Annotated in this window: 14 protein-coding genes; 1 reads left to right on the top strand and 13 read right to left on the bottom strand. The window is 55.0% G+C overall.

Going from position 1 to position 14,186, the window contains the following annotated elements; translation table 11 throughout:
* Positions 1-15: 15 nt before the first annotated feature.
* Positions 16-1,086 (bottom strand): N-acetyl-gamma-glutamyl-phosphate reductase, encoded by a 1,071-nt coding sequence (argC, locus tag C1877_RS14550; RefSeq protein ID WP_114569483.1) that lies wholly within the window; start codon positions 1,084-1,086, stop codon positions 16-18.
* Positions 1,087-1,346: 260 nt separating this feature from the next.
* Between argC and C1877_RS14545 the strand changes: the two genes are divergently transcribed.
* A complete protein-coding gene (locus C1877_RS14545) occupies positions 1,347-1,664 on the top strand; it encodes a hypothetical protein (protein WP_147274571.1) in 318 nt (105 codons plus the stop codon).
* 191 nt (positions 1,665-1,855) lie between these two features.
* Here the strand turns inward: C1877_RS14545 and C1877_RS15210 are convergent, their stop codons facing one another.
* From C1877_RS15210 to loaP, 12 genes are all read right to left on the bottom strand, one after another.
* Positions 1,856-2,350 carry an LbetaH domain-containing protein gene (locus C1877_RS15210; RefSeq protein ID WP_147274570.1) on the bottom strand — a complete coding sequence of 165 codons (495 nt, stop codon included), beginning with the start codon at positions 2,348-2,350 and terminating at the stop codon, positions 1,856-1,858.
* Between the two features lie 6 nt (positions 2,351-2,356).
* On the bottom strand, positions 2,357-3,796 hold the full coding sequence (locus C1877_RS14540; protein ID WP_041238675.1) for an oligosaccharide flippase family protein: 1,440 nt from the start codon (positions 3,794-3,796) through the stop codon (positions 2,357-2,359).
* Positions 3,780-4,958, bottom strand: a complete 1,179-nt coding sequence (locus C1877_RS14535; RefSeq protein WP_162457423.1) for a Coenzyme F420 hydrogenase/dehydrogenase, beta subunit C-terminal domain — start codon at positions 4,956-4,958, stop codon at positions 3,780-3,782. Before C1877_RS14535 ends, C1877_RS14540 begins: the two co-directional genes overlap by 17 nt.
* A 16-nt stretch (positions 4,959-4,974) precedes the next feature.
* Positions 4,975-6,144, bottom strand: coding sequence for a polysaccharide pyruvyl transferase family protein (locus tag C1877_RS14530; RefSeq protein WP_147274569.1), 1,170 nt, complete (start codon positions 6,142-6,144; stop codon positions 4,975-4,977).
* Positions 6,131-7,336: an O-antigen ligase gene (locus C1877_RS14525; protein WP_015538630.1), complete on the bottom strand. Its 1,206-nt coding sequence runs from the start codon at positions 7,334-7,336 to the stop codon at positions 6,131-6,133. Before C1877_RS14525 ends, C1877_RS14530 begins: the two co-directional genes overlap by 14 nt.
* Before the next feature lie 16 nt (positions 7,337-7,352).
* A complete protein-coding gene (locus C1877_RS14520; RefSeq protein WP_083808785.1) occupies positions 7,353-8,423 on the bottom strand; it encodes a glycosyltransferase family 4 protein in 1,071 nt (356 codons plus the stop codon).
* Positions 8,416-9,324, bottom strand: coding sequence for an ATP-grasp fold amidoligase family protein (locus tag C1877_RS14515; RefSeq protein WP_015538632.1), 909 nt, complete (start codon positions 9,322-9,324; stop codon positions 8,416-8,418). Before C1877_RS14515 ends, C1877_RS14520 begins: the two co-directional genes overlap by 8 nt.
* A complete protein-coding gene (wecB, locus tag C1877_RS14510) occupies positions 9,321-10,424 on the bottom strand; it encodes a non-hydrolyzing UDP-N-acetylglucosamine 2-epimerase (protein WP_015538633.1) in 1,104 nt (367 codons plus the stop codon). Before wecB ends, C1877_RS14515 begins: the two co-directional genes overlap by 4 nt.
* A gap of 46 nt (positions 10,425-10,470) precedes the next feature.
* Positions 10,471-11,688, bottom strand: a complete 1,218-nt coding sequence (locus tag C1877_RS14505) for a nucleotide sugar dehydrogenase (protein ID WP_041238676.1) — start codon at positions 11,686-11,688, stop codon at positions 10,471-10,473.
* Entirely contained in the window at positions 11,685-12,467 is a 783-nt protein-coding gene (locus C1877_RS14500; RefSeq protein WP_202914301.1) for a WecB/TagA/CpsF family glycosyltransferase, read from the bottom strand. The genes C1877_RS14505 and C1877_RS14500 overlap by 4 nt, the downstream gene beginning before the upstream one ends.
* On the bottom strand, positions 12,468-13,115 hold the full coding sequence (locus C1877_RS14495) for a sugar transferase (protein WP_227156145.1): 648 nt from the start codon (positions 13,113-13,115) through the stop codon (positions 12,468-12,470).
* A 214-nt stretch (positions 13,116-13,329) separates the two neighbouring features.
* Positions 13,330-13,872, bottom strand: a complete 543-nt coding sequence (loaP, locus tag C1877_RS14490; protein WP_114569479.1) for an antiterminator LoaP — start codon at positions 13,870-13,872, stop codon at positions 13,330-13,332.
* Between the last annotated feature and the right edge of the window lie 314 nt (positions 13,873-14,186).

The following is a 14,186-nucleotide window of genomic DNA, read 5'->3' as shown; positions in this document are numbered from 1 at the left end:
AGCGGGTTCCTTCGATCAGACGGGCACGGCGACGGCGTCGAAGCCTCGTCGCTCGGGCAGGCCGCAGACGATGTTCGCGCATTGCACGGCCTGGGCGGCCGCGCCCTTGCCCAGGTTGTCGATGGCGCACACGGCGACCAACATGCGCGCGGGCGCGTTCACGGCAAGGCCGATATGGGCGTTGTTCGTGCCGGCGACCGAGGAGGTCTTCGGCAGGGAGCCGGCGTCGAGCACGTGCACGAAGGGGCTCTCGCGGTAGAAGGCGCGGTACTGATCGATGTAGAAGGCCGCGTCATCGGGCGCGTCGGGCGCGAGCGGTATGTTCGCCGTGGAGAGCAGCCCGCGGTTCAACGGGGCGAGGTGCGGCGTGAACACGAGGCGCCCCTGGCCCGCGATACCGAGGATCTGCTCGATCTCGGGCGTGTGGCGGTGCGTGCCCACGCCATAGGCCTCCAGGTTCTCGTCCGCGAAGCAGAAATGCGTGCGCGCCGTGGCCTTCTTGCCCGCGCCCGTGACGCCCGAGATGGCATCGACGACAACGGTGCCGCTTGGAGCCGCGAAGCCCACGCGGATTGCGGGCGCCGCTGCAAGCGAGGTTGCTGTGGGATAGCAGCCGGCGCAGGCGACGAGCGCGGGCTCGCCGTTGGCGCGAGCGCGGGCTGCGCGTGCCAGATCGTCGGGAAAGAGCTCGGGCAGGCCGAACGCCGCGCGGGCCAGCAGGTCGCATGCCGTGTGGGGGGTGTTGTACCACTGCTCGTAGACGGCAGGGTCCTTGAGGCGGAAGTCGGCCGAGAGGTCGATGACCGTCGCGCCGCCCGCCACGAGACGCGGCGCCATGGCGAGCGCCGCCGTGTGCGGCACGGCCAGGAACACGAGCTCGCACGCGGCGAGCGCCGGGTCGTCGTGCGTGGCGAAGGCGAGGTCGGTGGCGCCGGCGAAGCCGGGGTACTCCGCGTCGACGCGCGTGCCCGCCAGCTCGTTGGACGTGGCAACCGCGAGCTCGAGGTCGGGATGGCGCAGCACGAGGCGCACCAGCTCGATGCCCGCAAACCCCGCCGCACCCACGATACCCGTCTTGATGGCCATGTCGATCCCTCGCTTGCTTGTTGCGCCGGACGTGTTGTCCAACCTGCCGGGCGCGAAGCTACTTTCGTGCATCTGCACAAAAGTGCGCCGCGACATCATTACGGATCATCGTAAGAAAGAACCGCACGTTTGGCAAGGCGGGAAATGAAATAGTTACATGAAGACCGGGAGCGTGGTTGTGAGAGTTGATTGCTTGAAGCCGACCCCGACCTCAACGCCCATGAGCTCATGCACCTGTTCCGCGGCTGGTCGGACATGCCGTGGTGCGCAGACAAGCGCGACTCGCTCGCCAATTGGATAAGCCTCGCCCAAAGAAGCGGCGTCTTCGAGATGAAGCGGCAGCCAAGACCCTGAAGCGCAACCGCGAAGGTGTGCTGAACGGTTATAAGCTCAACAAAACCAACGCCACCGCCGGGGGGGGGGCTCAACAGCCCCATCAAGGCGATGAAGCGGATGAGCCACGGATCAAGACCTTCAAACGCATGAGGAGGCGCTGCCTGCTCTCGCTTGGCTACATGCGCATCATCAAGCGCGGCATAAGGCTCAACGGGGTGAAGTTCGAGGATCTAAGACTCTAGCAAATCATCCTTGCAAACCAGGAGGTGAGGCTCTTGAGCAAAACTGCGCTTCTGCGCCAAGGGAAGCTGATGCGTATGGCCTAGACGCGCCCCGAAGGCACTGAAAATAATGCTTGCAAAAACTGCCTTGTCAAAGGCGTAAATCGTTGTGCCAGATTTGGATTTGAACAGGGGTTTTGGTTGTCAAAGAATCAATCAATTTCAAAAGTTTTGCCTGATGGCGAGTTGATTATCGTAGTTTGTTCAGAACCAACTCCCAGATCACGAATTTTTCTTGCAGGGATTCCCGCCCATATCTCGTTGTCCCCTGTTGAGCGGGTTAGCACGGCATTTGCGGCACTCACCGTGTTTTTTCCAACGACGAGTTCATCTTCGCTGCAAATAATCTTGCATCCAGCACACAAGATTGCTCCCATTTTAACCGTAAAGCGCAAGCGCGATTCAGCATGATAGTCGAGCCATATATTCCCTCTACCAATAGTCACGTTTTGATAGACCTTGACGTAGTCTTCGAGGGTTGTGCCTGGATGCAAAACGGTCCCCAAAGCGTTGTGCGGGAACGAAACCCTATGGCCGATTTTAACGCTGCGCGGAATATCGGCGCCTCTTCGCAATACCATTCGTTGAGCAAGATGCCCAATAATGGGATACCGATAAAGACGCACGAGGGCAGAAACTGAGAACATGCAAGCCTACTTTTTTATTAGTGATCCTATAATCGCTCTATGGCTCGTGCTATGCCTCGCTAATACAGCGAGGAGCGCTCCAAAAACTATCAGCCCAAAGATGATTTCAAGAACTAAAAGAAGCGGGGGACTCACCTTGCCAATCGACAGAACCCGAGCTAAGACCTTCACCGAGATGCACATCAAAACCCCAATCCCAAGGTACGGGAGAGAATCGGAAACATATTGTTTTATATCCAAATACTTTCTAGCTGAAGCAGTAAGCATTACGCAAACGAGCAATTCTGTTGCTATAGTCACCAATGCAGCGCCCCGCGCATTCCACCTCGGAATCGCCCATAGATTTAGCATGATGTTGAAGACCGCGCCCACCGCAACCGAGGAAATATACTGTTTGTCTAATCTTTTCGGAATTAAGTATTGTTCCCTGATCACTGAGGCCCAAGCAATCATCGGCACAGTCACGCTCATAACAACGAGCAGATATCCCGTCTCTGTATAATTGTCGCCAAAATAGACCACTGCAAATAGATCGCCTGTAGCAATCAGGCCGAACATGAGACAAATCGCGATAATCATCGAAAAGGACATAGTCGAACGGATGAACTTGACCCCCTTTCGTTCTTCGCCCGTCGATATTAAATACGACATCCTCGGAAGTACCACCGCCCCAAGCGCGGAAATCACGCCTAGAGGAACCATGATGATTTTGTCCGCGCAATCGAAAAAACCGAGTTGGGCGCTGCTTGAAAGCAAGCCGATGAGAATCTTGTCCAACACCCTATATACGCTTGTAGCAATCAGGGGAACGAACAAAATCACACTTGGTTTTAAATGCCGTATCAGCTTACAAAACTTTGGGATGTGGAAACTTGCGATATGCTTCTTCACATAGGGCCACAGCAACACCTGAGAAATAAAGTATCCGAGCGACATTATCGCAACATATAACCAAACATCGTCACGACCTTTAATGAATACAAAGATGCAGAAAGCGGTTAAGCACTTTATTACTGAATTGCGAACAACTGTAATCTTGAAATCCTCTTCGCCCCTGAATAGCCAAGTTACATCCAAAGCGGTTGACAAAATGTAAAGTATCCATATTGCACTAAGCGAATCACCAAATAGGAAAAGATAGACCAAATACAAGGCGAGTGCAAACCCAGCCGTAAGAAGCTGGGTAAAAAAAAGCTCCCAAAACAACTGATCTTTCGTAGCCTGCAGATCCCTGACTGAGGCAATACTCCTGGTCCCATAGCGCAGCATTCCCAGCGTCGCAAACATTCCAAAGTAATATGCGACATTATAAGAATATGAATAGGCCCCAATTCCGTCTGGACCCAGAATACGGGAAAGATAGGGTGCCGTGATTAGAGGAATTGCAAAAGCAAGCACTTCATACGCTAGGCTGAAGGCAAAGTTCTTTTTAATGCTTGGTGACAAGCAGTTTTCTTTCTTTTGCTTTTCGAAGAAACGTGAGGATGCCCGTTTTGCATGCCAACCCCTTGACGGCTTCGATGCAATAGTCCGAAAGCTTAATAGGCAGATAGCTCTGAACCACCGAAGAAAAAGAGTTTGAAAGAATTTGAGAGTAAAAGGAATCCGATCGCGGATGCTTCGGGGTGCAGCCCTCTATCATCTTGCCATTTAACTGCTCGCCCATCCCTCTATCAATTGCCGAAAAAACGACCTCTTCTTTTCCAAGCTCAAGTAACAGCTTCTCGCCCTTCTTCGTATTAACTAAAACACTTGTATGGCCAAGATCATCATCGTTGTCTCCAGTCAGCTCACAATACCGCCCGCAATCAAAGAGCGTTATGTCGGAATAGCGTCGCCTTCCCTTGAACTTACATTCGTTGCAAGATTTCCTGTGAGCGATGCCAGAAAAGAAAGCTCGCAAATACGGGTCGATTCTTCCGCTTTTGCTATAAACTCCGCTCTCATAGACAACTCTCATTGTGCTCATATGGTACCCGTAAGTCTTGTTGCGAAATCTTATTGACTCGATTCGCCCAAATTGCATATCTGACAAATATTGCCGCCAGGCCATAGGCGAAGCGACCCCGTGGCAAACCAAGTCAACAAGAAAAAGGCTCGCATTGTCGCCGAAGGCAGTTTTTACTGCGGCCGTCTGGCACGGCAAGCCGGTGAAGAGAACGGGGATATTTTGTTCCAAGTTTTTCTTAATACTGGCGAACACCTTGTTCGTCAAGCTGCTTTGAACATACTTAGATCCACGACACCTCATCACTTCCTCAGCAGTATGGCACTCGATATGTTCAACAACCCATTCGTCAGAAAAAGCAGCGCCGTACGAAACACCACCGAGCGCCATCATCGAATTCGCGAGATGGAGATGCATTCCGCCCCCGGTTGATGCGACCAAGTTTTCACTGACGCCCGATTGTGCAACAAGCCCAATATCGAGATAATCTGAAACCGGAGGGTTGATTGATGGACAATCAGCCAAACACTTGCCGCAAGCTATGCAATTATTTCCAACAGCCGGAAGAATAAAGCCTCTTTCGTTTTCTTTCATTTCAACGCAGCGCATCGGACAGACGAACGAGCACAACCCGCACCCCGAGCAACTTGATTCATCCATAATGGAAACGTTCGACCTACAGACCATCGACAGCTTCTTTCAAAAAATTCCAAGAATCGCAACGCCAATTGTCTAGACTCTCATCAACGGTTGCAAAATCAACCACCAAGCTTTCAAGACGCCCCGGATCCGCATGATCCATCAAGCAGCAGCGGAGATCTAGCTGAGAGAACAGACTGTCTATTCGTGTGTTTCTGCTATTACCCCCATCGATATCACGATAGAAGGTCGCAAACTTTTTATGATGAATAAGCGAAAACACTGTTCCATGAAAAGAGTCCGTCAGAACATAATTCGCATGCCGTATCAGATTTATAAAATCGTCAGGATTGGCCGAGTAAAAATCAAAGTCATTGATAAGATCGTCTTCGTCAAGATGATAACGCCAATCTTTCAGCATCACCACCGGAAGTCCCGTCCTCTTTTTGAGCTCAGCAGCCATACGCCTTGACTCAGGATTGATGCCCAAGAAATAGCACAGGATATAATCCCCTTCGACGATCCTTTTTTCGGGAACGATATTGAGCCATCCAGCCTGATCAAACAGCAAAGTGGGATCAACAACCAGTTTTGGCTTGACATCGCCGCCCGTAACGCTGGCCACTATTTCAATCCCACTTTTTTCCCGAACACTCAAATAATCGATTTTGGATATGAATCGCGCGGCCCTAGCGGCAGAAGACTTCGGCATTGAGGAAATGCCGAAGCTGGTCGCATATGAGATTCGCCTGACCCCCTCAGAAGCGAATTCAAGAGTGTAAAAACCAGAGCTATACCCAGAAGGCAACCACAGTTGATCGCTGCCAACCAAGACTGCATCATACTTCTTTGAGCCATCTTGCAAGGCAGAGTACCCTTCGTATACGGGGCTTAGTTTGGTGAATCTACGATCACAGTATTCTCCAAAGGATTCGGATCTCAGTTCTTGTTTCGCCTTCTGAGCGCTATGTTTGCTTAAATACGCTCTCCACTTAAGTTCTGCGGTTAAGCCCAGCCAAGCATCTGCAGTAATAACCTTACGAGCGATCTGGACAACTCTTAGGGGGGAAATTTTCTTTTTGTACCTGATGAGCTCGTACTCAACTTCCAGAGCATCAATGGCTTTGCATGTGGCAAGAGCCTGGAGCATACTCCCGAAATTATGGTTGCTATAGCATGCGCAAAGTCCAAGCTTAGGCACGTTCACAAGCCTCTCTATCTATATTGGCTTTCATAGCGGTCATAAAAGCAACGAGCAATGTGATCATCTGCATCGAAAAAATCGACCCAGAAGCAGTAGTCGAAATGAGAATCGCCGCGATCATCGTAAGCGATAGGACCAGCATCCCCGAGGCAATCCCTAAACGATAAAAGTCGACTACGAGCATGATTAGCAGAAGAAGCCAAATGATCAGTCCTAAAAAGCCAAACTGAGCCAACACGACAGGCCAAAATGTATCTGTTAAGTAGCTAGGATTATTTGGAGCCAATCCGTAGACGTTTTGCAAGCCGTATTGGTAGTAAAGTGGGGAATAAATTGTCTTCGTGACTCCCGACCCGAAAGAAGCGAAACCAGCACCCAAAGGGAAAAAGTTTTGAAACACTGAAAGAGCAGTTGTCATCAGGTGACCTCGCGCAGACTCGGAAGCGCTACCGTAATACACGGACATCTGCGCTTGCCCGACGAGGAAAGCAGAAACCGATCCTACGCCAATTACGACAAAGGGAGCGCGCGTAGACCCCTTTTTTACAAATATAATAATCAGAACGATCACCAATGCAAGCGCTACCCACCTGCTTCGTAGAGACATCGCCATCAGAACCAAAGCGATACCGATATATTTTTTCCACCCGTTACTGGCATCCGAATAAATAAACGCCATACAAGCAAGAGAGAGGGTGACCATATGAGTAGGATGAATAAATACAAATTGGAAAGCCTTCAAGCCGTAGCGCATCTCATATGTCATTCCAATGTCTACGAATTGATTAATCACCAAGCATGCAAGCATCAATACTAAAAGGACCTTGCTCTCTCTGGCCATATAGCTAACGAAATAAGAAGTGTTTCCGAGAATAGATTTCAGGGCAAAGTAAATGATAAAGAACTTTGAGCAAGCTAATATATCGACCAGAATAAAAAAAGTATCGGAAACTATGCCAGAAAGAAAGTTTCCAAAAAGCCCAATAACGACGATCGCAAATAACAGGCACAGCGCGATCTTCATTTCCCTCGTAAAACGAGATTTGCGCATCGCCATGGAAAAGAACAGAGAAAGGAGCGAGGATACCGCCAAAATCTCATCATAATAAGAAAAAGGAGGCAGAATTATCTCGATGATCGGCTGGAATAGCAGTAAGTTAAAGGCAATCAGAGCTAAAAGCTCAATGCAAGTCATGTCATGTTTAAACTTGTTAGGTATTCTGCTCAGCATCGTCATCCAGCAATCTCAAATACAAATTGGCTAACTGCGTATGGACAACCTTGTTGTCAAGTTTGCCTAAAACATACTCTTGGTTTGCATCCGCCATCTGATAAGCTCGATCTTGATCAACAAGCAGTTCCTCGAGGGCACAAGCCAAGGCGCTTACATCACCTGGCCCGATCAGCACACTACCCGCACGGCATACTTCTTCGGGTATACCCCCAACACAGGTACTGACCACGGCATTGCCAGCAGCCATCGCCTCAATGATCGAGACGGGAAAGCCTTCATCGTACGAGGGCAGAACCATGATGGAGGATGACGAGAGGATGTCCTGGACCTTTTCCTCGCCAAGCCATCCAGTGAATTGCGTACTTTGCGAAACACCAGCAATCTTGGCCGCTTCTTGCAGCTTTTCAATTTCTCCATCACCCGCAAACGTGCAGAAGAACCTCATCCCCTTACTCTGTAGCATGCCCAATGCCTTAATTAAGTCGTACGCGCCTTTGCGAACGCCAAGGCGTCCTACAAAAGCGATGCTTGCCGGAAATCCGTGCTTAAAGTTCGATTTCGCGCAGTCTATCGAGTTATTTATTACAACAACGTTTTTCAGATCGAGAGTGTTTTCAAAAAAACATTTCCATGAATTTGAAAGAACTATCACTGCGTCTGCTTGCGAAAAACTATGCCGAAGGCGTTTCTGCCCCCGTTCGCTTAATGACGCAAAAAACTTTTTGTATTCGGCACCATGTACATGATAAACAACTCGAGACCCCTTGAGTTTCGCGGCTTTCCCATACAAAAGTTTTCTCCAGGTACTCGAATATGATGCAATATGTATATGACATATGTCAGCCTTCAAAGGCTTAATGATAAAGCGCATATACTGCACCCCAGTGAAGAAAAGCCGAGATGCAAGACTTCCGTCCTTGCAAGAGGGAAACTCTAAAATTGTGAAGCGGGAAGCTAAGGTTTCGCTTTTACTCAATGACCGAATAACCGACGCCATTCCGCCGGACGCGCGGGAGCTATCTGGGCCTATCATTAAAATTTTATACATAAAGAGTCCGCGCTTGTTCTGGCAGTACCAAGCAATCGCCAAGATATCTATCTAATGGATCGCGAAGCTTATCTTCCTTGCTATGGAAAGGATCAAACCCCCCGCCTGTGTAAAAAGTGAGTTCACCAAAGAAAGGCTTTCCTTCAATGCAGTACCAATCGACACGAACGTGAGGGAAGCTTTCGGATAAACTTTGCGACAGCGTCAGCATTTCTTCAAAACCGTCCGGCTTAGCAAGCAGCTCGCCTTCTGGCACATGGCTGACATGCCAATCGCCGTAAGACTCCCAAGCAGGTGAAAAGAACTGCTCTTTGTGGTTTTCAAAACGATCGGCGTCGCACTGGATCATCTTACAGACACCATCAAAGCAATAAAACTTATAATCATTAGGCGTTGCTCGTTCTCGATCTCTCAGATACTCCTCGACAATGATGCGAGGCTTCACGCCCTTGTACGCCCATTCGCGTCCTTGCCAGTACCAATTGCGCTTGAGCGCCGTCTCTAATCCACGAGCCGCCGCCCCGAAATCGAAGGTCGCTTTGTCTATGCAGATGTGAGCGCTCTGGGAATCGTGTGTGCACTTGACGACAAATTCATTAGGCAAGTCGGCACCGAGGAATTCTTCAACAGTATTATAGACGCCAATAAGCGGTACCAAATACTGCGAACCGATCCGCTTTTCGACGAAGTCACGCACTTTGCACTTGTCCACAAGAGAAACCATGCGAGGATCGTGACAGTTGAGCTTCATCCACTGCAGTTTCTCATTGAACGTCGACGGCTCGTCGATGTTCGGAAAGCCGCCGAACTTTGCACAGTAGTAAATCTTGATGTACTGCCTGTCGGGAAGGAACCTGAGGCTGTTCTTCAAGGATAGCATGAAGCGTTTCTTGAGCCTCATACGCGCCTTCCTTCGAGCACGTCCGCTATCCGCGCGCTGGCATGACCATCTCCGTATGGGTTAGACGCATGGCTCATGGCCAAATAAACCCTCTCGTCGGAAAGCAGGCGATCGAATTCGCGGCAAATTGCGTCTTCTTGGGTACCTACAAGCTTCAAAGTCCCAGCCTCCACGCCCTCGGGACGCTCGGTGGTATCGCGCATGACGAGCACGGGCTTGCCGAGCGAGGGGGCCTCCTCCTGGATGCCGCCCGAGTCGGTCAGGACGAGATGGCAGCGCGCGAGCAGGTTGTGGAAATCGAGAACCTCCAAGGGCTCGATCATCCGCAGGCGGTCGAAGCCGTCGAGCTCCGCGTGGGCGGCCTCGTGCACAAGAGGGTTCATATGAACGGGATAGACCGCCTTGACGTCGGGACGCTCCTCCATCACGCGCCGGATGGCGCGGAACATGGAGCGCATGGGCGCACCCAGGTTCTCGCGGCGATGCGCCGTGATGAGCACGAGGCGAGACCCTGCGGCCCAGTCGAGAACCGAATGGGAGTAACCCTCCCTCACTGTGGTTCGCAGGGCGTCGATGCCGGTGTTGCCCGTAACCCAGATGCGGTCGGCGGGCTTGCCCTCCTCGAGGAGGTTGCGCCGCGAGGCCTCCGTGGGCGCGAAGTACCAGCGGGACACCACGTCGACCGCCTGGCGGTTGAACTCCTCAGGCCAGGGGCTGTAGAGGTCCCGGGTGCGAAGGCCCGCCTCGACGTGCCCCACGGGTATCCTCAGGTAGAAGCACGCGATCGCCGCCGCGAAGGACGTGGTGGTGTCGCCGTGAACGAGCACCGCGTCGGGCTCCTCCGACTCCAGAACCGCCCTCATCTTGAGCAGCACGTCGCAGGTGACATCGAAGAGCGTCTGGCCGGGCCTCATGACGTGGAGGTCGTGGTCAGGAACCACGCCGAATGCGTCGAGCACCTGGTCGAGCATCTCGCGGTGCTGGCCGGTGACGCACACGACGGCCTCGAAATCGTCGGAACGCGACTTGAGCTCGTTGACGAGCGGACACATCTTGATGGCCTCCGGTCGCGTGCCAAAGACGAGCATGACCTTCTTCATGATTAACATTCTCTTTTCAAGGAGTAGGCGAACCTTTTTGGAACGGTCAAAGCTTGTGCACGTTCTCGCCGGAGCCCATCACGTCGCGCGTGTCGAGCAGGACGCGGTCGCCGAACGCCTCGGGCCGGCCCTTGACCTCGGAGTGCCCCACCATCACGACCACCATCTCAAGGCCCTCGAGGAACTCCTCCATGGAGTGGACCTGGTTGGGGACGACGTCGCGCTCGACCCAGGGGTCGTACACCTTGCAAGGCGAGCCCGCGAGGTGTCTGCCCATGCTCTCGAGCATCTGCAGGGTCGGGGACTCGCGCACGTCGTCGACGTCCTCCTTGTAGGCGAGTCCGTAGATGCCGACCTTCGAGGAATCCGTTATCCCGCTCTCACGCATGACCTCGCTCGCGCGGGCGAGCACGAACTCGGGCATGGAGTCGTTCGTCTCGCGGGCGTTCCTGATGAGCCGGGCGAGCTCGGGATAGTCGCCCACGAGGAACCAGGGATCCACGCTGATGCAGTGGCCGCCGACCCCCGGCCCCGGCGAGAGGATGCCCACCCTCGGGTGCTTGTTGGCGATGCGGATGATCTCGCGCACGTCCATGCCGTCGGAGCGGCAGATCTTGGCGAGCTCGTTGGCGAAGGCGATGTTGACGTCGCGGAAGGTGTTCTCCACGACCTTGGTCATCTCGGCGGTGCGGATGTCGGTGACGGCGATCTCGCCCCGGCAGAACGAGGCGTAGAGCGACTTCACGAGCTCGCCCGTCTCCGGGTCGTCGGCGCCGACGGTGCGGTTGTTGCGCAGGAGCTCCCCCACCATGTCCCCTGGGATGATGCGCTCGGGGGCGTGGGCGAGCTTGACGTCCCCTCGGCCGCGCCCCGCGAGCGCCGGGCGCACGTAGCGGTCGATCGCGCCGGGAGAGACCGTCGACTCGATCACCACGACCGCGCCCTCCGGGGCCACGTCCAGGACCGACCCCACCGCATCGACGACGTAGGAGGGGTCTATCCTCTTGGTGGCCTTGTCGTAGGGGGTGGGCACGCTCACGATGTAGGTGCCGCACTCCTGGTACTCGGTCGAGAACCTGGCGCCGGCCGCGACGGCCCGCCCGAAGAGCTCGTCGAGCCCCTCCTCCTTGAACGTGGTCCTCCCGGCGTTCAAGGTGGCCACGAGCTCCGCGTCGCAGTCCGTGCCGACGACCTCCACCCCGTGCGCCGCGAACATGAGCGCCGTGGGGAGTCCTATATAGCCGAGGCCAATTACGTTGATCACTGCACAACTTCCTTCTTGCTTTTATTCTTGCATTTGCATACGTATCGGACGAACGAGACGTTCCCCACGACGTACCTGCGCCAAAGGCGGCCGGGCTCCTGGACGAAGCGGTAGAGCCATTCAAGGCCGCGATCCTGCATCCACTTCGGGGCGCGGGAGGTCACCCCAGCCACGACGTCGAAGCTCCCGCCAACGCCCATGACAAAGGGGACGCCCAGCGCCTCAAGGTGCTCGTGCGCCCAGTACTCCTTCTTCGGAGACGAAAAGCCCAGGAAAAGCATGTCCGCTCCCGAAGCCGCAATGTCGGCAACGATGCCGGGCACGTCCGGTTCGTCGAAGTAGCCGTTGCGGTAGCCCGCGATGCCGAGCCCCGGATACCTCCTCTTGAGCTCGTCCCGCACGCCGAGCACCGACTCCTCCTTCGCCCCCAAGAGATAGATTCCGTAGCCCTTCTCAGCCGCAACCTCGACGAGGCGCAGGAACAGGTCTATCCCCGCGACGCGCTCCTTCAAAGGGACATTCAGCTGCCGCGCAGCCCACACGATGGAGGCTCCGTCGGCGTTGACGAGGGGGCAGGCGTTCACGATCTCGGCTAGCCTCGGATCCTCGCGCATGAGGTTGATTTTGGAGGCGTTCAGCACAACGTGCTGGGTGGGGACCCCTGCGGCGACGATCTTCTCCACCTCCGAGACGGTCTCCTCGAGGGAGAGCGCGTTCACGAACGCGTTGAGGATCGGGTAGCGCTCCGGCGCCTCGTAGCGAGCTTTCATGGAGGGCATCTAGCACGCCCCCTTGCCAGTGAACATCACAACCACGGTGCGGGCGATCACCTTGAGGTCGGTCGCAACGTCGCACTCCTCGATGTACTTGAGGTCGAGATCGACCATATCGTCGAAGGTCGTGTCGCTGCGGCCGCTCACCTGCCAGTAGCCTGTGAGGCCGGGCTTGACGGACAGGCGGCGCGTGGCACGCTCGTCGTACTGGGCCACCTCGGAGGGCAAAGGCGGGCGCGGGCCCACGCAGGAGAGCTGCCCGAGCAGGCAGTTCAGGAACTGCGGGAGCTCGTCGATGGAGTGCCTGCGGATGAACCTGCCTATGCGCGTCACGCGGGGGTCGTCCTTGATCTTGAACAGCGGGCCGTCGGCCTCGTTCAGGTCCTCGAGGTCGGCCAGGCGCTCGTCGGCGTCCTTGTGCATGCTCCTGAACTTGTACATGTCGAACATCTCCACCTCGCCGCTTTTGCCGATGCGGCCCACGCGCTTCTGGGAGTAGATGGGGTTGCCGGGGCTCTCGATGCGAATGGCCAGACACAGCAGAAGCGACGGGACCAGCAGCACGATTATCACGCAGAGGGAGAACGCGATATCGAACGCCCGCTTCAGGAAGCGGTACGCGAGCCGGCCCTCCTCGCGCGGGGCGGCTAGCACGGGCCCCTCGGCCTCGACCACGAGCTCCGGCGCGAGGAACGCACGTCGGACGCCTCGAGGGCTCCTTCCCCGTCGACCGCCATCGCACTTTCTTCGATGGTCACGCGGCCGCCTTTGCTTGGCGGACTGTTTCGTGCATGCAAAGCACGGCTACTTCGTCTAGCTCGACAGGGGGAGCAACGACGAATCCCTGCCGCAATGCAACAGGGAAATGCTATTTCTTTTTAGGCCGGCGGCCGACAATCGCTAGTCCTATCTCTACGTTGATGGTTCTTCCGAACATGTCCACTTCGATGCGGGCGGTTCCTTTGCGGCGGTTGACCTCGGTGATCCAGCCTTCGCGGTTGATCATGGGGCCTTCGGTTACCACCACCTTGTCACCTTCGTACACGGCCTTCGACAGGCTGATGGTGCGGTGCTTCTCGGTGGTGAAGGCGTTGATGAACGCCTTCTCGGACCGATCGAGGGGGATGAATGATTTCTCGCTGCCGAGCATGCGGGTGAACGTTGGGATCCTGACCAGACGGTCGTTCAGCTCGTCCACACGATTGGTGACGGCTATCACATAGCCGGGGAACAGGTTGCGCGTGAGGGTGCGGTACTGGCCGTGGAACTTGCGCTCCACCTGGTAGCGCGGCACGAAGCACTCTTTGAGAACGGGTCTGCCGTCCTTCGAGCGCTGCCCCGCCGCATGCAGGTTGATGAGCTCGCACGCCTTGTCCTCCTGCCCGGAAAGAACCTGAATCACATACCACATGGAGGGCCTCCTCGCTCAGGCGGACATAGCTTCACCATTCGGGCCTACGGCCCGCGGCATCGAGAGTATTCATTCCCCTGGTTCCGCTTGGCCCGCCGATGGCACCGCCTGCGCTTGCTCAGGATATGTTCGCTGCGGTTTCCCGCTGGGAGCCCAACGCCTTGCGCCTTGGGCTCCCAGCGGGAAACCGGGGTCGTGCTAGTTCTTCACCGGGACGTTCAGGGCGGCCTGCAGCACGCAGTCGCCCTCGCCCCCTTCGTCGAAGCGGAGGTAGGCCATCCGCTTGTGGCGGTCGATCTTGCGCACGCGGCCCT

The organism is Gordonibacter pamelaeae, assembly GCF_003340385.1.
Lineage (GTDB): Bacteria > Actinomycetota > Coriobacteriia > Coriobacteriales > Eggerthellaceae > Gordonibacter > Gordonibacter pamelaeae.
This window is presented reverse-complemented; position numbering and strand designations above follow the sequence as displayed.